At 66.3% G+C, this 23,115-nt stretch carries 22 protein-coding genes; 14 read left to right on the forward strand and 8 right to left on the reverse strand.

Annotated elements, in window-relative coordinates; translation table 11 throughout:
• Positions 1–51: 51 nt before the first annotated feature.
• The 4 genes from EH209_RS16020 to EH209_RS16035 all read left to right on the forward strand — a co-directional run bounded on the left by EH209_RS16020 (position 52) and on the right by EH209_RS16035 (position 5,391).
• The gene (locus tag EH209_RS16020) at positions 52–813 is read left to right on the forward strand and encodes a creatininase family protein (protein WP_126663866.1); all 762 of its coding nucleotides are present in this window, start codon (positions 52–54) and stop codon (positions 811–813) included.
• A gap of 403 nt (positions 814–1,216) precedes the next feature.
• Positions 1,217–2,887 carry an outer membrane protein assembly factor BamB family protein gene (locus EH209_RS16025; RefSeq protein WP_126663867.1) on the forward strand — a complete coding sequence of 557 codons (1,671 nt, stop codon included), beginning with the start codon at positions 1,217–1,219 and terminating at the stop codon, positions 2,885–2,887.
• A 55-nt stretch (positions 2,888–2,942) separates the two neighbouring features.
• The gene (locus EH209_RS16030; RefSeq protein WP_126663868.1) at positions 2,943–4,148 is read left to right on the forward strand and encodes a 60S ribosomal export protein NMD3; all 1,206 of its coding nucleotides are present in this window, start codon (positions 2,943–2,945) and stop codon (positions 4,146–4,148) included.
• On the forward strand, positions 4,141–5,391 hold the full coding sequence (locus EH209_RS16035; RefSeq protein ID WP_126663869.1) for a class I SAM-dependent methyltransferase: 1,251 nt from the start codon (positions 4,141–4,143) through the stop codon (positions 5,389–5,391). Before EH209_RS16030 ends, EH209_RS16035 begins: the two co-directional genes overlap by 8 nt.
• A gap of 259 nt (positions 5,392–5,650) precedes the next feature.
• Here EH209_RS16035 and EH209_RS16040 read toward each other — a convergent pair whose 3' ends face one another.
• Positions 5,651–7,504 (reverse strand): helicase C-terminal domain-containing protein, encoded by a 1,854-nt coding sequence (locus tag EH209_RS16040; protein ID WP_126664250.1) that lies wholly within the window; start codon positions 7,502–7,504, stop codon positions 5,651–5,653.
• Between the two features lie 417 nt (positions 7,505–7,921).
• On the reverse strand, positions 7,922–8,167 hold the full coding sequence (locus EH209_RS16045) for a DUF7561 family protein (RefSeq protein WP_126663870.1): 246 nt from the start codon (positions 8,165–8,167) through the stop codon (positions 7,922–7,924).
• 80 nt (positions 8,168–8,247) lie between these two features.
• Between EH209_RS16045 and EH209_RS16050 the strand changes: the two genes are divergently transcribed.
• Positions 8,248–9,282, forward strand: a complete 1,035-nt coding sequence (locus EH209_RS16050; protein WP_126663871.1) for a YkgJ family cysteine cluster protein — start codon at positions 8,248–8,250, stop codon at positions 9,280–9,282.
• Between the two features lie 108 nt (positions 9,283–9,390).
• Here the strand turns inward: EH209_RS16050 and EH209_RS24150 are convergent, their stop codons facing one another.
• Positions 9,391–9,564 carry a DUF5786 family protein gene (locus tag EH209_RS24150; RefSeq protein WP_164722063.1) on the reverse strand — a complete coding sequence of 58 codons (174 nt, stop codon included), beginning with the start codon at positions 9,562–9,564 and terminating at the stop codon, positions 9,391–9,393.
• A gap of 101 nt (positions 9,565–9,665) precedes the next feature.
• Between EH209_RS24150 and EH209_RS16055 the strand changes: the two genes are divergently transcribed.
• Together EH209_RS16055 and EH209_RS16060 are read left to right on the forward strand one after the other, a co-directional pair.
• Complete coding sequence (locus EH209_RS16055) at positions 9,666–10,673, forward strand: DUF5784 family protein (protein ID WP_126663872.1); 1,008 nt, start codon at positions 9,666–9,668, stop codon at positions 10,671–10,673.
• A gap of 126 nt (positions 10,674–10,799) precedes the next feature.
• Positions 10,800–11,864, forward strand: a complete 1,065-nt coding sequence (locus tag EH209_RS16060) for a zinc-dependent alcohol dehydrogenase family protein (RefSeq protein WP_126663873.1) — start codon at positions 10,800–10,802, stop codon at positions 11,862–11,864.
• 330 nt (positions 11,865–12,194) lie between these two features.
• On the opposite strand, the gene EH209_RS16065 is transcribed toward EH209_RS16060, so the two are convergent.
• Positions 12,195–12,482, reverse strand: a complete 288-nt coding sequence (locus tag EH209_RS16065; RefSeq protein ID WP_008893029.1) for a DUF5789 family protein — start codon at positions 12,480–12,482, stop codon at positions 12,195–12,197.
• Positions 12,483–12,646: 164 nt separating this feature from the next.
• On the opposite strand from EH209_RS16065, the gene EH209_RS16070 reads away from it, so the two are divergent.
• Together EH209_RS16070 and EH209_RS24155 are read left to right on the forward strand one after the other, a co-directional pair.
• Positions 12,647–13,435, forward strand: a complete 789-nt coding sequence (locus EH209_RS16070) for a PHP domain-containing protein (protein WP_126663874.1) — start codon at positions 12,647–12,649, stop codon at positions 13,433–13,435.
• Positions 13,436–13,490: 55 nt separating this feature from the next.
• Positions 13,491–13,655: a DUF6757 family protein gene (locus EH209_RS24155; RefSeq protein ID WP_008893031.1), complete on the forward strand. Its 165-nt coding sequence runs from the start codon at positions 13,491–13,493 to the stop codon at positions 13,653–13,655.
• Positions 13,656–13,670: 15 nt separating this feature from the next.
• Here the strand turns inward: EH209_RS24155 and EH209_RS16075 are convergent, their stop codons facing one another.
• From EH209_RS16075 to EH209_RS16085, 4 genes are all read right to left on the reverse strand, one after another.
• The gene (locus EH209_RS16075) at positions 13,671–13,988 is read right to left on the reverse strand and encodes a 4Fe-4S dicluster domain-containing protein (protein WP_126663875.1); all 318 of its coding nucleotides are present in this window, start codon (positions 13,986–13,988) and stop codon (positions 13,671–13,673) included.
• Positions 13,989–14,073: 85 nt separating this feature from the next.
• A complete protein-coding gene (locus EH209_RS16080) occupies positions 14,074–14,850 on the reverse strand; it encodes a TrmB family transcriptional regulator (protein WP_126664251.1) in 777 nt (258 codons plus the stop codon).
• 89 nt (positions 14,851–14,939) lie between these two features.
• Positions 14,940–15,095 (reverse strand): hypothetical protein, encoded by a 156-nt coding sequence (locus EH209_RS24160; protein WP_164722054.1) that lies wholly within the window; start codon positions 15,093–15,095, stop codon positions 14,940–14,942.
• Between the two features lie 124 nt (positions 15,096–15,219).
• Complete coding sequence (locus tag EH209_RS16085) at positions 15,220–16,392, reverse strand: MFS transporter (RefSeq protein ID WP_126663876.1); 1,173 nt, start codon at positions 16,390–16,392, stop codon at positions 15,220–15,222.
• Positions 16,393–16,621: 229 nt separating this feature from the next.
• Between EH209_RS16085 and hemB the strand changes: the two genes are divergently transcribed.
• The 5 genes from hemB to EH209_RS16110 all read left to right on the forward strand — a co-directional run bounded on the left by hemB (position 16,622) and on the right by EH209_RS16110 (position 23,086).
• On the forward strand, positions 16,622–17,647 hold the full coding sequence (gene hemB / locus EH209_RS16090; protein WP_126663877.1) for a porphobilinogen synthase: 1,026 nt from the start codon (positions 16,622–16,624) through the stop codon (positions 17,645–17,647).
• Positions 17,648–18,147: 500 nt separating this feature from the next.
• A complete protein-coding gene (locus EH209_RS16095; protein WP_126663878.1) occupies positions 18,148–19,920 on the forward strand; it encodes an ammonium transporter in 1,773 nt (590 codons plus the stop codon).
• A 357-nt stretch (positions 19,921–20,277) separates the two neighbouring features.
• Entirely contained in the window at positions 20,278–20,853 is a 576-nt protein-coding gene (locus EH209_RS16100; RefSeq protein ID WP_126663879.1) for a PH domain-containing protein, read from the forward strand.
• A 70-nt stretch (positions 20,854–20,923) separates the two neighbouring features.
• Complete coding sequence (hemL, locus tag EH209_RS16105) at positions 20,924–22,270, forward strand: glutamate-1-semialdehyde 2,1-aminomutase (protein WP_126663880.1); 1,347 nt, start codon at positions 20,924–20,926, stop codon at positions 22,268–22,270.
• A gap of 141 nt (positions 22,271–22,411) precedes the next feature.
• A complete protein-coding gene (locus tag EH209_RS16110; protein WP_126663881.1) occupies positions 22,412–23,086 on the forward strand; it encodes a hypothetical protein in 675 nt (224 codons plus the stop codon).
• Positions 23,087–23,115: the final 29 nt, after the last annotated feature.

Genomic DNA, 23,115 nt, shown 5'->3' on the forward strand with positions numbered 1-23,115 from the left:
CGGCACGCACGAAAGACGTATTTTCAGTGACCAATACTGTCGAATCGATAGATGTCTGCTCCCAGTTCGGTACGTCTCGAGGAGCGTACCTGGCCGGAAGTCGAAACGGCGCTCGAGAACGGACGGCGAACGGCGATCGTGGCGGTCGGTTCGATCGAGCAGCACGGACCCCACCTGCCCTTGAACATGGACGCGTTGGACGGCGACGAACTCTCGCGGCGCATCGCCGAAGAACTCGGTGACGCGCTGGCTGCGCCGACGATTCGTCCCGGGTGCTCCGGCCACCACATGGAGTTTCCGGGTACGATCACGGTCCCGCCGGAGACGCTGATGGACCTGATCCGCGCCTACTGCCGCTCGCTGGACGACCACGGGTTCGAACACGTCGTCCTCGTGCCGACCCACGGCGGGAACTTCGCGCCGGTCTCGACCGTCGCGCCCGACATCGCTCGGGAGATCGACGCGAACGTGATCGCGCTCGCGGACCTCGACGACCACATGGCCCTGTTGAACGAGGGGCTCCGCGATGCCGGGATCGACTACCAGGAGGACGTCATCCACGCCGGGGCCGCCGAAACAGCCATGATCCTCGCGATCGACGAAGGATTGGTCCGGACGGATCGGCTCGAGGCGGGACCGGAGGGATCGATCTCCACCGCGCGCTTGCTTAGCGAGGGGTTCGAATCGATCACCGAAAACGGCGTGTTGGGCGATCCCGACGAAGCGACTGCCAAGGCCGGCGAGGCGATTTTCGATGCCGTCACCGACGCCTACGTCGAGCGGATCGAGGCCGAACGCGACGCGGTTCGATAATGGTTTCGTCGATCCGTCCCGGGCCTGAAATCCGCGTCGGGAGATCGGAACGTAACTAGCTTCTGCGAGACAGGGTCAGCGATCGGTCGAACCCCTTCATTTCGCATGGAGACACCGGTACGGGAGGACGTCCGACGGATCGAGACCCACCGCCGTCTGACGCTCGTCCGACCGGTTCGAGGGGTGTCGACCGACGCCGACAGTCGCCGACCCCTTCGTTTCGCGTGGAGTATCCAACTAGTCGGATACGGTAACCGTTCGAAGACAAATCTCCGACTTCGGCGCTTGTTTCGGCCGTACGCGCGACAGTTGTCACTAGGTGAACCGTTACGATCGCTGATTCTGAGGTGACAACGATTCTACCCACTCGATAGCTATTGGCTCGAGTGACCGTCGGTTGATCATGGTCGAACACGAAAGACGACGAGTCTTGCAGTACGCGGGACTCGCGATCGCAGGTGGATCGCTCACGACTAGTATCGCGGCTGCCGACGAGGACGAATCGGCGTCGATCGGGGAAGCCGCCGGCTGGTCGTCGCTGGGTGGAAACCCGGGGAACAACGCCGCTGTCCCCGAGAGCGGGCCGAAAGCGCCGGTCACCGTCGCCTGGGAGTACGATCACAGCGGTCCGGCCGCGGTCGTCGACGGCACCGTCTACCTGACGACCGGCGGCGAAGTTCATGCGCTTGACGCCACCGACGGCTCGCTCGAGTGGAAAATCGACGATATCGGCGCGAGCGGGACACCCGCGGTGACGGACGAGGCGGTGTACGTCGGCGGGGAACGGCTGACGCGGATCGAACGCGACGGCACGCTCTGTTGTCAGGCCGACCTCGGCTACGACGAGGCGATTCCGTCTCCCGTCGTCGCGGACGGGCGCGTCCTCGTCGTCGCTGGCGAGATTCTCTACGCCGTCGACGCTCGCGACCTCGAAGTCCGGTGGGAGTTCGACCCGGCCGACGGAACGCTGTACGAACAGCCGGTCGCCGTCGGCGACGGCGCGGTGTTCGCTGCGAGCGAGTCGCGGCTGTTCGCGCGCGAACTCGCGGACGGTACCGAGCGCTGGACCAACGACGATCCGGCGGGAACGGACGAGTACAGTCACTTTACGTCGCCGAGCGACAGACAGGTCAGCCACCCCGTCGCGACCGACGACGTCGTCGCCGTCGGCAGCGTGGACTCGGAGCCCGAAGCCGTGTGGGAGAACGGCCACGTGACGCTCTACAACGCGGAAACGGGCGTGAAGCGGACGAAAAGCGAGTCCGCAATCACGCCGGGACCGGTCACCGACGGACGGTTCTTCGCTCGGTCGCCCCACGACCTGGACGGGTTCGATCGGGAGACGGGGGAGAACGATTGGGAGACGGAGTACGGCATGTACCACGTGTCGTCCGCGGTTGTCGCCGACGGGACCGTCTACGCGGGCGCCACCGTCAACGGGGATGGCTACACAGCGGACGAGATGCCCGAACCGGAGACCGGCGTCTACGCCTTCGACGAGAACGGCGAGGTCGAGTGGGCGATCGCTACCGACGAACGACCGAGCCTCGCGCTGGCCGACGGGACGATTTACGCCAGCGGTGAGTCGCTGCTCGCGATCCGACCCGAAGCGAATGAGGCCGGCGACAAGTCGGACGGCGAGGACGACACCGGTGACGATGCACCGGAAGACGACGGCGGAGACGCCGAAGACGGCAGCGGCGAATCAGACGGTGACGACGGAGCCGTGGAACCCGATGACGAACCGACGAACGAAACCGGGGCGAACGGTGCGGAGCAGGGCTCCGGTTCGGACGACGTAGACGGCGGAAACGGAACGAACGACGCCGACGAGGAGGGGGGCACATCCGAGGGAGCTACCAACGGCACCGAAAGCACGAACGACGGATCGAACAGCGACGCCGGCAAGGGAGACGGTGACGAGAACGCTAGCGAGGAAGACGCCAACGACGGCATGCCGGGGTTCACCGCGGGAGCGGGGATCGCCGGCGGCGTGCTCTCGGTCGAGTGGCTCCGCCGACGGGAAACCAACGAGGGTTCGGGTACCTCCGACGAGAAGAAATCGCAGACGTGACCGCATCGCGGAGAGCGCGGCGTTTAACTCCGCGAGCCCCCAAACGGGGACACTAATGAGTGAGTCGCGTGCGTTCTGTCCCCGGTGCGGGGATCCCGTTCCGGAGCGATCGGCAGCCGACGCGGACGGCGAAACCGCCGCGGATCCGCTCCGGCCGGGCGCGGAGGTCGAACTCTGCGATTCGTGTTACTTCGAGAGCTTCGACTTCATAGACGCGCCGGATCGGATCGACGTCCGGGTCTGTGCCCAGTGCGGGGCGGTCTACCGCGGGAACCGGTGGGTCGACGTGGGCGCGCAAGATTACACCGACATCGCCATCGAGGAGGTCAGCGAGGCGCTGGCCGTCCACGTCGACGTCGAGGACGTCGCCTGGCAGGTCGAGCCCGAACAGATCGACGAAAACACCATCCGGATGCACTGTTACTTCACGGGCGTCGTCCGCGGAACGCCCGTCGAGGAACAGGTGATGGTCCCCGTCAAGATCGCCCGCCAGACCTGCCTGCGCTGCGGGCGGATCGCCGGCGACTACTACGCCAGCATCGTCCAGATCCGCGCCGAAGAGCGGACGCCGACGGCCGAAGAGATGGATCGCGCCAAGGAGATCGCCAACACCGTCGTCGCCGACATGGAGGCGACCGGCGACCGCAACGCCTTCGTCACCGAGATGGGCGAGGTCGACGAGGGGCTGAACATCAAGGTCTCGACCAACAAGATCGGCAAGAAGATCTCGAACAAGATGGTCGAGGAGTTCGGCGGCACCGTCAACGACGCCGAGACGCTCGTGACGGAGGACGAGGACGGCAACGAGGTCTATCGAGTCACCTTCGCCGTCCGCCTGCCGCCGTACACCCCCGGCGACGTCATCGAACTCGCCGACGACGACGGCGGGCCCGTGATCGTCCGCAGCGCCCGCGGCAACCTCAAGGGCATCCGCGCGACGACCGGCGAGCGCTACGAGGCCGGCTACGAGGAGGGGAACGCGCCCGACGCGCGGAAACTCGGCGACCTCGAGGACGCCGTCGATACTACGGTCGTCACCGTCGAGGACGAGAACGCCGTGCAGGTGCTCGATCCCGAGACCTACCAGGCGACGACCGTCTCCCGACCGGACTACTTCGATCCCGAGGCCGAAACGGTGCCCGTCCTGAAGAGCCGCGCCGGGCTGCACATCTTGCCCGATCCCGACCCCGGGACGGGCGACGAGGCGGACGATCCCGGCCACTACGATCCGTACGCGACCCGCGACGAGGACGATGTCTGAGGAGCCGGACGCGGTCGACGTCCTCGAGCGCGCGGAGGCAGACGCGCCGCTCGCGGCGATCGTCGAAAAGCCCCGCGCCGAGACGGCCATCGAGTCGCTGCGCGCCGAGGGCGTCTACGACGATTCGCGGAAGGTCCGCGAAGCGCGAGGACGAGGCGGAGCGACGCCCTCGGAGACGCGAGTAGCGAGGGACTCGAAGAGCCCCTCGGACCATGCGAACGGGTCGAAGACCCGCGAGCAGACGGGGAGCGACGCGACCCGCGAGGACGGTTCCGACAAGGTCGCCCTCCCCGTCACCGAGCCGCCCGCGGAGACCCGCGTCATCGAGGTCGTCCGCCAGCTCGAGCCCGAGCCTCGCAGCCCCGACCTCGAGGATCTGCTGGCCGACCGCGGCTGGACCGACACGCAACTCGATGCAGCGCCGGGCTCGTGGGCCGTGATCGGCTCGGTGATCCTCGTGACGGTCCCCGAGGGCTGTCCCGACGAGGCGGAACTCGGCGAGGCCCTGCTCGAACTCCACGGCGAGGCCGACAGCGTGCTGGCCGACGAGGGGATTGCGAACGACGGCGCGGCCGGCACCTACCGCGAACCCAGGACCCGGCTGATCGCCGGCGAGCGCGACACCGACACGATCCACACCGAACACGGAACCCGCTACGGTCTCGATCCCGCGAAAGTGATGTTCTCGCCGGGAAACCAGGCCGAACGGGCCCGGATGGGCGAACTGGGGAGCGCCGCCGAGCACGTCTTCGACATGTTCGCCGGAATCGGCTACTTCACCCTCCCGATGGCTCGGGCCGGCGCGCGGGTGACAGCGACCGAGATCAATCCGACCGCCTTCCGCTACCTGCTCGAGAACGCCGTGCTCAACGACGTCGGCGACCGCGTCGACGCCTACATGACCGACTGTCGGGAGCTCGCGGCCGAACTCGAGGCCGACCGCGTGGTGATGGGCTACTACGGCAGCGGCGGGTCCGACGGGTCGGACGAGAACGGTGACGACAGCACCCGCACGGACGAGGCCCACGAGTTCCTCCCCGACGCCCTCGAGGCGCTGGTTCCTGGCGGCGTCGTCCACTACCACGAGGCGACGCCCGAATCCCGGCTCTGGGATCGCCCCCTTGAGCGGCTCGCGGCCGCGGGTGAGGCCGCCGGTCGCGAGTTCGAGGTCCTCGAGAAGCGCCGCGTCAAGAGCCACAGCGCCGGCGTCGCCCACGTCGTCGTGGACGTGCGGTTCGAGTGACGAAGGACTGAAATGGCGGCGCAGAATCGCCGAGCGACCCGGACGGTCGTGACATTCATACCGGAGTAGTGAGAGCCATCCGGTATGGATCGGAATCAGATTATCGCCCTCACCTTCGCAATCCTGATGGTCTCCTCGATGGTCGCGTGGGGCGTCACCATACTCTAGGCGCACGCTGCCGTCGACGCGAACGCGTTCAACGAATCGTCTCGGAGCCGTATTTTTGCGATACTCCTCGTCGCGAGCGTCGACGATACGACTAGCCGTCTGTGTCCCAGACGTCGGCGACCGGGCTCGAGTTCGAGTTCGACGACCGGCCGGACCGACGGGAGCGCGAGCGCGTCCGCGATCGCTCAGTTCTCGTACCTCGTTCGGATCCGCCGGCGTCGTCGGTTCCGCCGCCTCGAGCCGATGACGCGCCGCCGCCGTCGCCGAGGGCGTCCTCCGGCCGGAACGCGGGCAGGTCAGGGCGCTCCATCCGGACGACCTGTGCCTCGAACCAGTCGGGCATGTCCGTCCGAGCGCGATCGAACAGGTCCAGCAGACTCGAGTCCGCGAGGTACGTCGCGCCGTGATCGTCGGGCGCCCGGACGACCCGGCCGCAGGCCTGGATGACGGTCCGCAGGGCGGTGCGGTAGTACCACGCCCACTGTCCCTCCTCGAGTCGGTGGGCGACTCTCGAGTCGCCGGTGTTGAGGAACGGGGCCTTACAGAGGACCTGCCAGCGACAGAGGTCGCCCTTCAGGTCCAGCGCCTCCTCCATCTTGACCGAGAGGAAGACGTCGGGGTCGTCGCTGGCCTTCCAGCCGTCGAGGGCGGCGTCGCGCCCGTCGCGGTCGTGGGTCCGGATCCGGTCGCCGACGCCGAAGTCCGAGAGGAAATCGGCGAGTCGCTCCTGAATGTCGTAGGAGTGGGCGTGGACCAGCCCCTTCTCGTCGGGGTGTCGTTGCATCAGTCGGACGATCGTGCGGGCGATCTTCGGCGTCGTGTCGTCGCGCTGTTCGTAGGTCATCTTCCCCTGCGTCACGTCGTACAGCGGCCGGTTCTCGACGGGGAAGGTGTGTTCGACGTCGACCAGTGCGACGTTCTCAGGAGTCAGCCCGACCTGCCGGCAGAACGCGTCCTTGTTGAGGATCGTCGCCGACAGCAGCGCGAACTTGTTGCCCCGGTCCCAGACGGTGTGCTGGAGGTACTTCTCGGGGTTCATCGGCTTGATCGTCAGAGGGCCGCCAGCAGGATCGTCGTCGCCGTCGGCATCATCGCTCGTCCGGGCCTGCGACCGTTCGGACTGGTCGACCAGCCACGTCGTTGGACTCTGGGGATCGCGGTAGTCCGAGACGAACCAGTCGAGTTCGCCGATGAGTTCCTGCAATCGGTCGCGTTCGCGGACCTCGGCCGGCGACAGGGTATCCTGTGAGAGCAGGTCGTCCTTGCGCCGCCCGCACTTCTGGGCGAGGTTCTCGGCGTACCGGACGGCTCGGTCGAGGTCGTCGATTTCGGGGACGCGCAGGTCGTCCCAGAAGGGGACGGTTCGGGGCCCTAACTGGATGGTCGCGTACATTTCGGCCCACTCGGCCAGCCCGTGGGCCTCGTCGACGACCACGACGTCGCGTTTGCGGAAGACCTCGCTGCCCGCGGTCTGCATGAAATAGGCCAACGTCATCGCGGCGATATTGCGGTTCGACGCGATCGCGCGGTCCGAAAAGTAGGGACAGCGGTGCTTAACCGAACAGTCGTACCCCCGTTCGCGGACGCACGGAGCCTGATTGACCGGCGTGTCGCGCTCGTCGGGAAGGATGCAGCTGTAGTTCGACTTCCCACGGATGACGTTCAGATCCGCCAGCAGGTCGTCGGCCGCGACGTCGTCCAACTGCGAGACCTGCGGGGTCGTGTAGTAGGCGCCGGTCGCGTCGCTCGGGTCGGCGTCGTCGATCTCTCGCGCACAGCCCGCGATCGCGCGGGCGAGCAGGGACTTGCCGCTGCCCGTCGGCGCCCGGACTAACACCACGTCGTTGCCGGCCGCGAAGGCGTCCTGAATGTCGCGGAGGGCCTGCTCCTGTGCCCCGCGGTAGCTGGGCGCGGGAAACTCCTCGAAGATCCGCTCGGGGTTCACCGTTCGATGCACCGCGCGGCCGCGTCCTAAAGGCTACGAACCGTCGCGCGCGATGCAGTCGGCGAACTCGAGACCGGGCCGGAGACGAGCGGCCGAACCACGAAACCGGACACTACGGGGCGTCCGACAGCAGAATCGTCCGCGGTATGTGGCGGCTACCGGACGATAGGCGGGCGATTACGAATAGGAACTCCGTTCTTTGATTCGCGTACGGAAGGGCGTTCACCACGGCGGCGGCTCGACGCCGGCTACCTCCTTCCGCGTGCGGCCCTCGACGCTGCGGCGATCACGGTCGCGGTCTGTGGCTCACGCGCACCCGCGATCGATTACGCGAACAATTTCGCGATCGGTGCGACTCGCGTCGCGCTCGCGACGGCGGTCCACCCGTCAGCCGATCGCGCTAACCCGATTTTTTGGTCACTGGACGCCGAGCTGTGAGGTCTCCGCGTCGACCTGCTCGAGCCGCTCCACGTCGTCGGCCGTCGGTTCGTCGGGCAGGGCCTCGATACAGGGGTAGCACAGCAGGTGTTCCGACCCGTCGGCCAACTCGAGGGTCATCGCGGTTCCGTCGCTGCCGTCGTTCTCTCCGAACGTCCAGAGGTTGACGATGCCGCCGGCGACCGAGACCGCTCGTCCGCAGCCGTCGCAGGTGTTCCGTGCCATACCCGAAACTGTGCGCCGTGCGCTGAAAGTCGTTCTCCCGCGCCAGATGGGTTTTACGTGCCCCCGTGCTACCGCCGCGTATGGAGGTCCACTGCGAGGGCTGTGCGGGCTGTTGCATGGACTGGCGACCGCTGCTCGAGGACGGCGAGGGAGCGACCGACGCCGCCGGGGCAGCGAGCGGGCGACGGCACCGGCCGTTCGACGATAGCGAGGGCGACGGTCGGCCGCCCATCGACGACGACGCCAACTTCGTCGCCCTCACCCGCGACGAGGTCCGCGGGTTCCTCGAGGCAGGGATGGCCGCAGCGCTAACGCCGCGGTTCTGGCGCGCTCGCGACGAAGGCGAGGGCGTCGAGATCGACGGCCGTAGCGTCGCCGCCGTCGCCGGTCGGCCGGTCTTCTTCGTCGGTCTCCGGAAGCCGCCCAAACCGGTCGCCCCCTTCGACCGCGAGGTACCGACGTGGCTCCCGACCTGTGTCTTCCTTGATCCGAAGACGCTGCAGTGTCGCATCCACGACGGCGACCGCTTTCCCGACGAGTGCGGCGCCTATCCGGCGCACAACCTTGCGCTCGAGCAGGAGACCGAGTGCGAGCGCGTCGAAGCCGCGTTCGGCGGCGAGCGTCTACTCGAGGCGGACGTCGACGCGGATCTCGACGGCCTGTTGCTGGGATCGCAGGCGCTCGGCACGAAACTGTTCGCCCATCCCCGACCCGAGGACCTCGAGGGAATCGTCGAGCGGACCGCCGCAGGAACGCTGACGGCCGCCGACCGCGCGGAGTGTCTGGCCGTCGCCGCGGCCTCGAGCCCCGGCACACTCGCGACGTCCGACTACCACTACGAGTTGGGCAAGGAGCGAGCGCTCGAGGCCGCGGCGGACGGTGCGACGGGTGATCGTCGTGACTCGAGCGACGACCGCGACGCAGGTGACGACCGGAGCGACGACGCCCCCGACTCGGAGCGGGACCGCGCCAAGTCGTGGGTCGGGCCGGCGATCCGGGAGTGGCACCGGCGACGAGCGGCGGCGGACTGGACAGTTCCCGACCCCGACGTCGCTACTGAGATCGAGGACGACCGCGGCGCGCCCGGAACGCCGGGCTGGGACGCCCTCGAGTGAGCGGTCGGTGATTCCATCGAACTGCTGGATCAGTCCGAATCCGGACGCATCGCTACCGACGTGACGGCGAGATTCCGACGGAAGGAAAGCGGCGGAGTGCAGGCCGCACTATTCCGATTTCATCTGCTCGAACTGGTCGAGTAGCGCTTCGGCCGACTCGCCGGAGTCGTACTCGACTTCGCCGTGGTAGATCGTCCGCTCGTCGTCGAAATCGGCGTCGACTCTGGACGCCTGCTGCTCGCGTCGCTCGTGTTCGTCTTCGTCATAGGCACCCATTGACATGGTAGGTATACACATGTAGGCGAGTCTCGATCATTAATGTAACGGTCCCTCATATCGATCCGACACGTAACACGTATGCACCACGACGGCGTAGTGAGAACGTGGCACGGCCGCTTCGCTTTCGGTATTCGCCCGCCTCCTGGAACGAGGAGAGGGTCCGACACGAGATCCTCCAGCCGCTCCGGTCGAACATCGGGGCCCGCGCAGTGGCGCCGCGGTTCGACATCGGCGCCGACTGGGAGACGCACCGTTTCGAGATGCAAAACGGCGATGTCGCGCTATTCGCGCGAAACGGCGAGGAGGCCTACTGGATGGGTAACACCGAGACGCCCTCGTCGCTGTGGAAGACCGACAAGTTCGGCTGGCGGAAAGTCCCCTATCACGTCTCGCGGTGGACCCAGCGGGAACTGCTCTCGACGCTCCACGAGGAGGATCCGTGGCTAGCCGACTATCCCCATCTCTCGTGGTTTTTCCTCCCCGTCTTCATGTCCAAGGACGGCCGCGAGTCGACACGAGCGTTCTTCCGCGAACACGCCGCCGGCTTCCCCGACGCCGGGCGGCGCGAGACGACTGAATTCTTCGAAGAGTTGCTCCGGACCGGCGTCTTAGACGAGTACCGACACGTCATGTCGGGGAAACTGGGGACCAGCGACCACGTCGATCGCGTTCGCATGAGCGCCGCGATGGCCGAGTTCATCGCCGCGAAGATCCTCACGGACGCCGGCTACGCCGTCGAACCCGAGATCGAGGTCACGACCGGACACTCGCTGGATTTCCGCGCCGAGGACGAGCAGACTAACGTCCTCATCGAGGTGACCCGACCCCAGCCGCCGATCAACCGTGCAGCGGCTGGTCCCGTCGCCGCCGTCCGCGACACCGCCGAGACCAAGACCAACGGCCAACTGGCCGAACACGGCGGCGGCGCCGTGCTGTTCGTCGATTGCTCGAGTTTCCGCGACGACGCCTGGAACGCCGTTCGCGCCGAACAGCCCGACGTGCGCCACCGGCCGGCCGTCGTCTACCGCGTCCGGCCCGACGGCCGCGCCGAGGGGTACACGAAGGGCCGGGTCCCACTCGATCTGGCGGGCGCGATCGATCTCCTGAACTGATCGCTCCCGCTCGCGGTGAGTGACGGAAACGAAACGGCGGACTGCTCTCGAGACGGAAGCGTGCCGACCTTCTCTACGTGCGAACGATGCGCACACATATGTGGTGCGGTAGCATCACCCAGATTCATGCGCGCAGCAGTCCTCGAGGAACACGGCGAACCGCTCTCGATCGAAGACGTCGACGCGCCGGATCCGGATCCGAAGGGCGCCGTCGTCGACGTCGAAGCCTGCGGCGTCTGCCGGAGCGACTGGCACGGTTGGCAGGGCGACTGGGGGTGGCTGGGCCTCGAGACGAAACCGGGACAAATTCTGGGCCACGAGCCCGCGGGCCGCGTCGTGGCCGTCGGCGACGAGGTGACGAATGTCTCGGAAGGAGACCACGTCGCTGTTCCATTCAACCTCGGCGACGGAACCTGCCACGAGTGTCGCCGAGGCCACTCGAACACCTGCGAGAACGTGATGCCGCTTGGCTTCGTCGAACCCGTACAGGGTGCGTTCGCCGAACAGGTACACGTCCCCGCGGCCGACCACAACCTCGTCGAACTCCCCGACGGCGTCTCGTCGGTCGACATGGCCGGACTGGGCTGTCGGTTCATGACGTCGTTCCACGCGCTGGCCCACCGGGCCGACGTGAGCGCGGGCGACTGGGTGTCGGTCCACGGCGTCGGGGGCGTCGGCCTCTCGGCGGTCCACATCGCCGACGCCCTCGGCGCCAACGTGATCGCCGTCGATCTCAAGGGCGAGAAACTCGAGAAAGCGCAGGAACTGGGCGCCGTCGAAACCGTCAACGCCGGCGACGTTGACGACGTCCCGGCCGAAGTCAAGGCGATCGCCGACGGGGGCGCCAACGTCTCGATGGACGCCCTGGGCATCGAGACGACCTCCCAGAACTCCGTCCAGAGCCTCGGTAACCGCGGCCAGCACCTCCAAGTCGGCCTGACCACGCAGGACGAACAGGGTATGATCACCGTTCCGTCCGACGCGATGGTCATGCAAGAGATCGAGTTCATCGGCTCGCTCGGGATGCCGCCGACCCGGTACGACGAGATTTTCCGGATGGTCGCGACCGGCAAACTCCGACCCGCAGACGTCGTCTCCGAGACGATCGGCCTCGAGGACGTCACCGACAAACTCGCGGCGATGACCGACTACGAGACTGAGGGCATCCCGGTCATCGACACGTTCAACTAAATTTTGCTCTGTCGTTCGAGAGAGCGAAGCTCTCTCGTGATGACGAAAGGCGCGAAGCGCCTTTCGAACCACGGGCCGCCGAAGGCGGCCCTCGGCAAAATTTAGTACAAAAGCACTCCTCCTTCCGTTCGCTCGCGCTGCTCGCTCACATCAGTCGTCGGCCCGCTCGCTCCCGTCGTTCGCTCCCGGTTGCTAGCGGCGACAACTCCGCCTGCGGTAAACACAAGTAGTCGTACCGAGCGCGAGCGTGGCGAGGGCTCGGCCTTTTTCATCGAAGTTTTTGCGGCGAGCGGTTCGCCTGCGGCGAACCCGAGGCGGAAAAAGTTCGGTTTAGAAGGAAACCGCGTCCGGCGAGTACGGGCTGCCGGTTGGCGTCGGGTCGCGGTCGCTGTAGCCGACACGGCCGACGGCCTTGTCGCTGACCGCGGAGTAGACGGCGAAGCGCGCCTCCTCGGGATATTCGAAGGTCTCCGACTCGAGGCGGGCGAGTACATCGCCGACCGTCTCGGACCCGTTCGGGAGTTCGAGGGTTCGATCGCCGTAGTTTTCGATCAGTTCCTCGGTGGTGGCGGGATACTCGTGGTCGTCGATGACCTCGCCGGTGCCGTTGAGCAACATTACACCCTATCCTCCGTGAACGATAATTATAAACATTGTCCATCCATGTTTCCTAGTAGCACTTGATTCCTTATACACCTAATATGTGGCTGTGGCAGCGGGACAAATGCCGGAAGCAGGCGCGGAGAAACGTCTTTACGACCGGCAAACCTCACCTCGAGTAGATGCCCTACGCCGATCTGCACGTCCACACAACGCGCTCAGACGGGAGTCTCGATCTCGAGTCGATCCCCGACGCCGCCCGTTACGGGGGTGTCGAAGTGGTCGCGGTGACCGACCACGATCGGCTCCAGCCGTTCGACGCGCCGGTGGTCGAGCGCGACGGCGTGACGCTCGTCAACGGGATCGAACTCCGAGTCGAGACGCCCCACGGCGAGCGGGTCGATCTGCTCGGGTACGGGGTCGAGCAGACCCCGGAACTCGAAGGGATCGTCGAGCAGATCCAGCGAAATCGCATCGAGCGAGGGCGGACGATCGTCGACTGCGTGGAGACCCGGCTGGGGGTCGATCTCGGCGTGACAGTCGACGAGGGGTTCGGACGGCCCCACGTCGCCCGGGCGATCGAGGCCCATCCCGACGTCGAGTACGGCTATCAGGACGCCTTCGACGAACTCATCGGCTACGGCGACCCCTGCTACGTGGCTCGAGACGTCCCGTCGTTCGAGCGCGGGCTGGCGGCGCTATCCGGCGCCAGTCGGCTCGTCTCGCTGGCCCACCCGCTCCGGTATCGCGATCCCGAAGCGGCGCTCGGACTGACCGCCGACCCCGACCTCGAGGCCGTCGAACTCCACTATCCGTACGGGCGCGACGACGTCAATTTGGACGTCGTGAAGCGGGCGGTCGAACGCAACGACCTGCTAGTGACGGGTGGAAGCGACGCCCATGAGACCGAACTCGGCGTCGAGGGACTGTCGCGACGCGAGTACGAGGCGACGGCGATCGCCGATTCGTGAGACAACCTTAGCCGATAGCGGAGGGTTCAATGCATCGTGGTCCCAAAGGGCATCTATGAACTGCCACTACTGTGACCGCGAGGCCGCGTTCGCCGCCGAATCGGACGGTCTCAAAGTCGGTCTCTGTGAGGAACACTTCCGCGAACGCTTGCAAGAGCTCGCGGAAGCCGACGGCCTCGAGACGCTCAAGGAGAAAGTGGACGTCGATCGCGCCGAGTAGCAGGTCACACCTAGCCTAGCGTCCCGCGTCGACGTCGATCGCGTCGACCGGACAGACGTCGACACAGAGCATACAATCGATACACTGGGCCTCGTTTGCGGGGTCGGCCTTCTCTTCGCTTTCCGGATGGCCGGGCGTTTCGACCCACTCGAAGACGTCGACGGGGCAGTCTTCGAGGCAGGCGCCGTCGGCAATACAGAGGTCGAAGTCGACCGCGACGTGCGTCCCGTGGATGCCGAGTTCTTCGGGTTCGTCGACGGGGCCCCAGACAGAGTGGCCCTCGTGTTCGTCGACTTGGTCGCGGTTCTCGTGAAACTGCGGATCTATGGCCATTGCTAACATCGCTAGCGGCGGCACAGCCTTAAAGATATATACTCGTTGACCGACAGCGGGCACCTCAAAGCGGGGAACCGTCGGCTCACTCCTTGAGCGAGCGATCCTCGTGGCGGATCTCGAGGCGGTCGTCGAGCAGTTCGCGCATCCAGACGGCGAAGCCGTGATCGTGACCGTAGGTCCAGACCGCCACCTGCTGGGTCACGTCGGGGAGGTCGCTCTCCTTGATCCCGGTCGCGACGATCGATTCCTGGTCGACCATGAGCAACTGGCCGGGCCACTCCGAGTGGATTTCGTGGGTCGTCGCGATATCGGGCGAGACCGCGACGTCGGCACCCGGGACCGCATCGGCGAACTCCTCGTGCTCGTCCTCGGTCGGCACTTCGATGTGGACGTTGACGCCGCGGTCGGCGGCCGACGCCAGCGCCTCGATGATCCGCGTTTCGGCTACCTCGGGCGCCGGCACGAGGTAGTGAACCGTGCCGTCGGCGTCCTCGAGGAACGTGACGACGCGGTCGGTGACGTGTTCGTTCTGGGTGATCGCCCACATCCCCTCGTCGTCGTCCGATTCCGGCATCTTGAGGTTCCCGAGCGCGTTCTCGGCGGCGTTGATCCGGGAGTCGTAGTCTTCGCGGATGCGCCGGCAGGCCGTCTCGACGGAGACGGCCTTGTACTCGCGGGGCTCGGTCTGCTGGACGTTGACGAGCCCCTTCCGGTCGAGGCGCTCGATGGTGTCGTACACCCGCGACCGGGGAATGTCTGCGACCTGGCTCACCTCCTTGGCGGTCCCCTTGGAAACCCGCGTGAGGGCGACGAAACACCGCGCTTCGTATTCGGTCAGCCCCAGTTCCTCGAGGGCCATAACCGCTTCCTCAGCGTTGGACACGTACGATTATCACTGAGAAACAGGGAAAAAACGTGGCTTGCCAACGCCGTCCCGTCATGTGACGGTCACTCGAACACGCGAAACGAACTCTCGCCACAGGGACAGCCGTTCGCGCTTCCGATGGGACGGACCTCGTCGTCGCCGTCCGAAAACCAGACGGCCATCGTCCTGCCACAGTTCGTACACTGCGCCGCCCCCTTCCGTCGTGGCCGTGCTCCCATACGCGCTATTTCGCCGGGAAAGTGTATAAGCGACGCGTGAGTTCACGGAGAGTACGGTCTCGGGTACTCCAGCCGTAACAACAGCCTGGGCCTTAACTGGAGCACGAATCGTACACCCGGTATCTCAGTAGCCCAGGGAGAACGTACGATTGACCGCCAGAGCGACGAAGACGAGCGCGAGCAACGCGGCGAGGAAGCCGAAGGAGACGCCCCAGCCGAAGAGATCGGCCAGCGTACCCGTGACGACCGACCCGAGCGCACCGACGAAGCCGTAGACGGTGCGGACGAGCCCGAAGCCCGCACTTCGCTCCGCCGCCGAGAGGTGGTCCATAAACCGAGGAAGCAACGCTCCGCCCCAGCCGAGCCCGATCCCGAGGAGGACGACCGCGCCCGCGACGGCGGGGAGCCCCGGAACCGCCAACAGCACCGCGATGCCGGCGACGGCGAGGAACATACAGCCCGCCGTGGCGACGTCGCGACCGTAGCGATCCGACGCCGCGCCCACCCCGACGCCAGTAATCCCCTGGACGAGGAAGTACCCGCCGAACACGAGGCTCGCCGTCGTCGCCGACTGGCCGCGATACGCGACGAGGAACGTCGGCAGGAACGAGGCGACGGCCTGCCAGACGAAATCCCCCAGTACGGCCAGCGCGACGGTGAAGGCGATCTTCGGCCGCCCGAGCAGTTCCACCAGCGGCTCGAGTTCGAACCGTTCGGCCATCGGCTGGTCGGGGCGCTGGGGGTCGATCGGTCGGACCGTGCGGATGAACAAGAAGAAGATCGGGACGGCCACGACGACGCCGACGGCGATCGCGGCCCGCCAGCCGTAGCGGACACCGATCCAGGCGGCCACCGGCGGCACGACGAGTCCCGCGACGGGGCCGCCGCTGTTGTGGACGCCGATCGCGGCGCCGATCTCGTCGTAGGTCCGAGTCAGCAGCGACGTGGCGACGCTGTAGTGGAGGCCGGCGACGAACCCGAGCGCGATAACGCAGAGCACGAACAGCGGGAACAGCGGTGCGAACGCGAGAAGCGCGCTCGCGATCGCCGTCCCGCCGACCGCGATCAGAATGATGCGCCGTTCGCCGTACCTGTCGGCGAGGACGCCGCTTGGGAACTGCGCGAGGAAGTAGGCCATCCACATTCCCGTCAGCGCGAGCCCGATGACGGCGTTCGAGACGCCGAAGGCGGCGGTGATCTGGGGGACGACCGGACTGATGACCAGCCGGGCGGCCATCGTCGCCAGAAAGGCGAGCGTACACGCCGCCAGGACGGTTTCGTTGTATCGCCAGCGCATGAATCGAAGTCGGGTCGCGTTTCGGCGCGGTCGTCGGGGCTCGTCGCTCGGCAGCCGGGACGAAAACGACGCGACGTTCGAGAATCACCGGTCCCGCCCCATGTCGGTGTTGCTACCGGCAGTCGACGCCTCGAGTCGGGCCTCCTCAGTTCGCGGCTAAACGACCCCAACTCGAGCCGCGGCGGGCCGCGAGCGTGATTCTTTTGCGACTGCCGCCGAAGAGACGGATATGGATCTCACACATCGTCCGCGGCGACTCCGACAGGATCGGGTGCGCGGTCTCGTCAGCGAGACGAGCCTCGAGCCGACTGATCTGATCGCGCCGGTGTTCGTCGACGCGACGACTGACGAGCGGGTGCCGATCGAGTCGATGCCGGGCCACGAGCGGGTGCCGATCGACGAGGCCGTCGCCCGCGTCGAGGACGTCCTCGAGACGGGCGTCGAAGCGGTCATGCTGTTCGGCATCCCGGAATTGAAGGATCCCGAAGGGACGCGCGCCTGGGCCGAGGACGGCGTCATTCAGGAGGCGCTGCGCCGGATCACGAGCGAGACCGACGCCTACGTCATCACCGACGTCTGTCTCTGCGAGTACACCGACCACGGCCACTGCGGCCCCCTCGAGGAGGAGCTCCGGAGCGAAGGCGGCGTCGCCGAGGACAGCCCCGGCTGCGAGCCGACGCTGACCGTGGACAACGACGCGACCCTCGAGGCGCTCGAGAAGATCGTTACCTCACACGCCCGTGCGGGTGCGGACATGGTCGCACCCAGCGGCATGATGGACGGCATGGTCGGAGCGATCCGCGAGGCCCTCGACGGCGCGGGGTACGAACACGTTCCGATCATGAGCTACGCGGCCAAGTACGAGAGCGCCTTCTACGGCCCCTTCCGGGACGCCGCCGACGGCGCGCCCTCCTTCGGCAACCGGCGCCACTACCAGATGGATCCCGCGAACACCCGCGAGGCGCTGCGGGAGGTTCGACTGGACGCCGAACAGGGCGCCGACGTCATGATGGTCAAGCCCGCGTTGCCCTACCTCGACATCGTCAGCGCGGTGCGCCGGGAGTTCGACCATCCCGTCGCCGCCTACAACGTCTCCGGCGAGTACGCGATGCTCCACGCCGCCGCCGAGAAGGGCTGGCTGGACTTAGAGGAAGTGGCCCTCGAGTCGCTACTGTCGATCAAACGCGCTGGTGCGGATCTGATTCTGACCTACTTCGCGGAGGACGTGGCGCGACGATTACCCGCCGGCCGGTAGGCGGTCGCGTCGATTTCGTGTCAACTTGATAACCGACGATTACCCGATCGCGACTGATTCGAGGTAAGGATCGTCGGATCCGACCGCTGGGGCTCAGCATTCGGACGAACGTCCAGTCAGTGCTCTCTCCGTCGCACAGGTGGCAACATCTTCCGCGCGCGAGCGACGCCCGCTCACTCGAGCCGCGATATCGGCCGCTCGCGAGCGGCGCCCGACGCTGACTGGGTTTTTCTGGGTTACAAAGATCGAATAGATAACCATGATTCGAAAAATCCGCAAGATCGAATAGCCTTATACACATTAAATCTCCTCTAGATTTGGCCGTATGGCCCTATTACGCCCCCATTATCAGACGTTCTTAAACGCTAATCCTTATATGGAGATGGTACGTCGTGATCGTACGTGATTAAGCAGACAACCATGGTGTCGAACGATTCAGACATGGACAAACGTCTACAACGCATCGATGGGGGAACGAGTGAAACCGGGGTGGTCGCCTGATGGAGCCGACGCTCCTGCAGAGCGGGGAAGAAGTCGAGATGCTGATGGAGGCGATCAACTACACGTGGATCCTGGTTGCCACCTTCCTGATCTTCTTCATGCACGCCGGCTTCGCCATGCTCGAGGCGGGGCAGGTGCGCTCGAAGAACGTCGCCAACCAGCTGACGAAAAACTTGCTGACCTGGTCGGTCGGCGTGACGGTGTTCTTCCTGATCGGATCGACCGTTGAGGGACTCGTGGCCGGCAACGGCTTCGCGTTCCAGTTCAACGCCGAGGCCGTCAGCTGGATGGACTGGTTGTATGGCGCCGTCTTCGCGATGACGGCGGCAACCATCGTTTCCGGGGCCGTCGCCGGCCGTGCGAAACTCCGCGCGTACGTTACGTACACCTTCCTGTTGGCCGCGGTCATCTACCCGGTCGTCACCGGGATGACTTGGGCCGGCGGCCACATCGAGTCGATAGTCGGCACGCCGTTCTCCGACTTCGCGGGCGGGATGATCGTCCACGGCATGGGCGGCATCGCCGGACTCACCGCCGCGTGGATCCTCGGACCGCGCATGGACCGGTACAACGACGACGGGAGCGTCAACGTCATTCCCGGTCACTCGCTGACCTTCGCCGTGCTCGGAACGCTCATCCTCGCGTTCGGCTGGTACGGCTTCAACGTCGGGACCTCAGCGATCTTCACCGAGGGCTCCTTCGACGGGGCCATCCTCGGTCGCGTCGCCCTGACCACCACGCTGTCGATGGCCTGCGGGGCGATGGGCGCCGGCCTCGTCGCGCTGCTCAAGACTGGCAAGGTTGACACGCTCTACGTTGCAAACGGTCTGCTCGCCGGCCTCGTCGGGATCACCGCGATCCCCGATGCCTCGACCTGGTGGGGCGCGATCCTCGTCGGTACGCTCGCCGGCGCACAACTCCCCATCGTCTTCGGACTCACCGAGAGCATTGGTATCGACGACGTCTGTGCGGTCTTCCCCGTGCACGGTTCGGCCGGCGTCCTCGGGACGCTGCTGTTCCCGGTCGTCGCCACGACCGAGTACATGAACGAACTCGGAGCCACCCGCCCCGAAGCGTTCGTCGCTCAAGTTACCGGCGTCGTCGCCATCACCGTCTGGACAGTCGGCATGACCGCCCTCATCTGGTTCGTTTTCAAGCTGGCAGGTCAGGCTCGAGTCACACCCGAACACGAGCGCGACGGGCTCGACGTCTCCGAACACGGCGTCGACACCTACCCCGAGTTCGGCCAGCCGGACGTCGCGACCGACGGTGGGACGGACGAGAAAATCATCCGCACTGACGGCGGTGAGCGACTCGACGGTGAGCGCGAGCAAAGCGAGCGCGATCCACATCGGAACGCGAAGCGTTCCGAGGACGAGTCGCGATCCTCGTCAGAGCTTCGCTCTGACGGTGGCAAACCCAACGACGGCGAGCTCAAGATGATCACCGCGATCATCCGCCCCGACAAGCTCGGCGACGTCAAGAAGGGACTCGCCGAGATCGGCGCGCCGTCGCTGACGGTCACCAACGTCTCCGGCCGCGGCTCCCAGCCCGCCAAGAAGGGCCAGTGGCGCGGCGAGGAGTACACGGTCGATCTCCACCAGAAGGTCAAGATCGAGTGCGTCGTTGCCGACATCCCGGCCCAGGACGTCGTCGAGGCCATCGGCGAAGCCGCCAACACCGGCGAGCCGGGCGACGGCAAGATCTTCGTCATGCCCGTCGAGGACGCCTACCAGGTCCGGACCGGAAAAACCGGACAGGACGCCGTCTGAGCTCGGGACGCGCCGGTCGTCACACGCGCGTTTCGCCGAGACGCGCTCGCGCGACCCACGTTCCGCGGTGCCTCTGACAATCGGTAGTTCGGCGCCCGTTCCGAACCGGGCGCCACCGGTCGTCGCTGATATACCGACGACCGCCATTCGTTGGTGGGACTCCCCTACCGTTTGATCGTGTCACGGTTCTCGACGGAGCGGGTCCACCGAGTTCTGGTTTTCGACCGATCGGTTTCCCGTTCGATCGGCACCGTCGCTCGAGTCGACGACGCCGCGAGTCTCGGTCGCCGACGCGGCGGGTACAATGGGAGAACCTGCCAGTACGCTTATTGAATGCGGCTACGAGACGGGGAGTGAATGAGTCAGAAACGCGACGGGTCGGCGTTGGCGTACGACGAAGCCGAGACGGCCGACCGCAGTTCGGACCGTTCGAGCCGGACCGAATCGAGGAGAGAGATCTCGTTGCTCGAGGGTGAGGAGGTCCTCGTCGACGCGCAGCCGACGTGGTGGAACTGGATCGGCCACGCCGTCGGCGGCGGACTGGCTGGATTGATCGGAGTGCTCGGCCTCGCGGCCGGGAGCGCAGCGGCGGGAGTGCTCGGAATCGTCACGGGACTTGTGATCGCGGGCTATATCTGGTATCGACGGAACCGGGTCCGCTATCTCGTCACCGACCGACGGCTCGTCGTGATCGCGGGATTCACCGCCAGGACGACCTCCGAGACGTGGATGGAAGATATTCGCGGACTACAGACGAGTACAACCGCCTTCAGTCGCGGACGGGGGTTCGGAACGGTCACCGTCTCGCACGCGGTGATCCCACAGGGATTCAGCCGAACGAGCGCGCTGTCGCTCTCGGGCGTACCGAACTACGCCGACGTGGCGAACACGATCCGGCAGCGCCAGTCCGAGCGGAAGGCCGGCGACTACTGAGCCGCCGCTTCGGTCCCGTCCTCGAGGAAACCTCGGTACTACTTTCCCGTCCCGTGGTCAAGGCTCGGATATGAACGACGACAACTCTCGCGACCTGTACGACCGGGCGCTGTCGGTCATGCCCGGCGGAGTCAACTCGGCGGTTCGTGCGGCGATCGAACCGTATCCGTTCTTCGTGCAGAAGGGCGACGGCGGCCACGTCATCGACGCCGACGGCAACCGCTACATCGACTGGGTGCTGGGGCTCGGCCCGCTGCTGCTCGGCCACGACCTCCCGGAACCCGTCCAGGCGGGTATCCAGCAGAAGACCAGCGAGGGGCCGATGTACGGCACCCCGACCGAGGTCGAGGTCGACCTGGCTGAGTTCGTCGTCCGCCACGTCCCCAGCGTCGAGAAGATCCGTTTCGTCAACTCTGGCACCGAGGCGACCACCTCGGCGGTCCGGCTCGCTCGAGGCTACACCGGCCGGAACAAGATCGTCGTCATGCAGGGGGGGTACCACGGCGCCCAGGAGTCGACGCTGGTCGAAGGCGACCACGAGAACCCCCGTCCCTCGTCGGCCGGGATCCCGCAGTCGTTCGCCGAGCACACCCTCCCCGTTCCGTTCAACGACGAGGACGCCGTCCGCGAGGTCTTCGAGGAGCACGGCGACGACATCGCGGCGGTCCTTACCGAACCCATCCTGGGCAACTACGGCATCGTCTACCCCGAGGAGGGCTACCACGAGTTCCTCCGTGAGATCACCGACGAGCACGGCTCCCTGCTGATCTTCGACGAGGTCATCACGGGCTTCCGTGTCGGCGGCCTCGGCTGCGCTCAAAGCGAGTTCGGCGTCACCCCCGACCTGACGACCTTCGGAAAGATCATTGGCGGCGGCTTCCCGGTCGGCGCCATCGGTGGCCGCGCCGAGATCGTCGAACAGTTCACGCCGTCGGGCGACGTCTTCCAGGCGGGCACCTTTTCGGGCCACCCCGTCACGATGGCCGCCGGGCTCGAGACCCTCAAGTTCGCCGCCGAGAACGACGTCTACGAGCACGTCAACGGCCTCGGCGACCGACTCCGTCGCGGGCTGACCGACATCGTCGCCGATCAGGCTCCAAGTTATACGGTCACCGGCACCGACAGCATGTTCAAGGTGATCTTCACGCGCGAAGGTCCCGGACCGGACTCCCTCGAGGAGCAGTGTCCGGCCGGCTGCCGGCAGGATCCGACCTGTCCGCGCTACGACTACAGCCCCAAGAACGCCGGCGACGTGAAAAACGCCGAGACCGAGCGCTGGCGGCGGATCTTCTGGGGCCAGATGAAAGAGCAGGGCGTCTTCCTCTCGCAGAACCAGTTCGAGTGCCAGTTCGTCAGCTACGGCCACACCGAAGACGACGTCGAGGAGACCCTCGAGGCGTACAAGCACGCGCTGTGATCGGGGCGTAAGCCTGAGCCATCTCCCCTCGCGACCGACGGGGTGCGGGGGAGACCGACCAGCAGTGACGCGGGACGAGAACCGGCCGCCGGTGGCACCGGACGGCCGACCGACGACGGCGTCACAGGACTCGCGCTCGAAATGAGCACACACGTCGACGAGATCGATTGGGCCCGGATCGTCGAGCGGTTGCTCTACCTGTTTCCGCCGATCCTCGGGGTCGGACTCGTCGGGGTCTTACAGGACGCCGGGCCGGGCGTTCCCGGCCTCCAGTTCGTATTGTTGCTCCTCAGCGGGTTCGGCTACACCGCCCTGACGCTTGGATTGTTCGTCGCAATTTTCTTCGATGCACGCCGGATTCGACGGCGACCGCGGGCCAGCGGGAACTGGACGCCGAACCCGTGGCTCAACGCCGCCGCCGCGCTCGTCTCGCCCCCGGTCGCGGGCGTCGCCTATCTCGTGCGCCGACACAGACGGTTCGGGACGCCGGCGGGACGGTCGGACTGGTGGCTCGTCGTGGCGGTGTCGCTCGCGACGACGCTGTTCGGGTTCGTCGCCGCGGCCGTCGCGATCGTCTTCACGATTCCGGGGCTGCTGGCGGCCGCTATCGGGCTTGCGGGAACCGTCGCCGTCGGCTCGTTTCCGGTCGCGATCCACCAGGACGCGGCCTACGTCTGCACGCGAACCCGCTCGTGGCGACCGAACCCGGGACTCTACCTCGGGATCGCCTTTCTGAGCCTGTTCGTGCCGCCGCTCCAGCCGATCATAGCGGGCTACTACCTCGTCCGTCGGCGCAACGCGGTCGGCCGGCCGTGAACGTCCGCGGTAGCGACCGGACGTGTCGA

Origin of the sequence: Haloterrigena salifodinae (assembly GCF_003977755.1) — an archaeon.
GTDB lineage: Archaea > Halobacteriota > Halobacteria > Halobacteriales > Natrialbaceae > Haloterrigena > Haloterrigena salifodinae.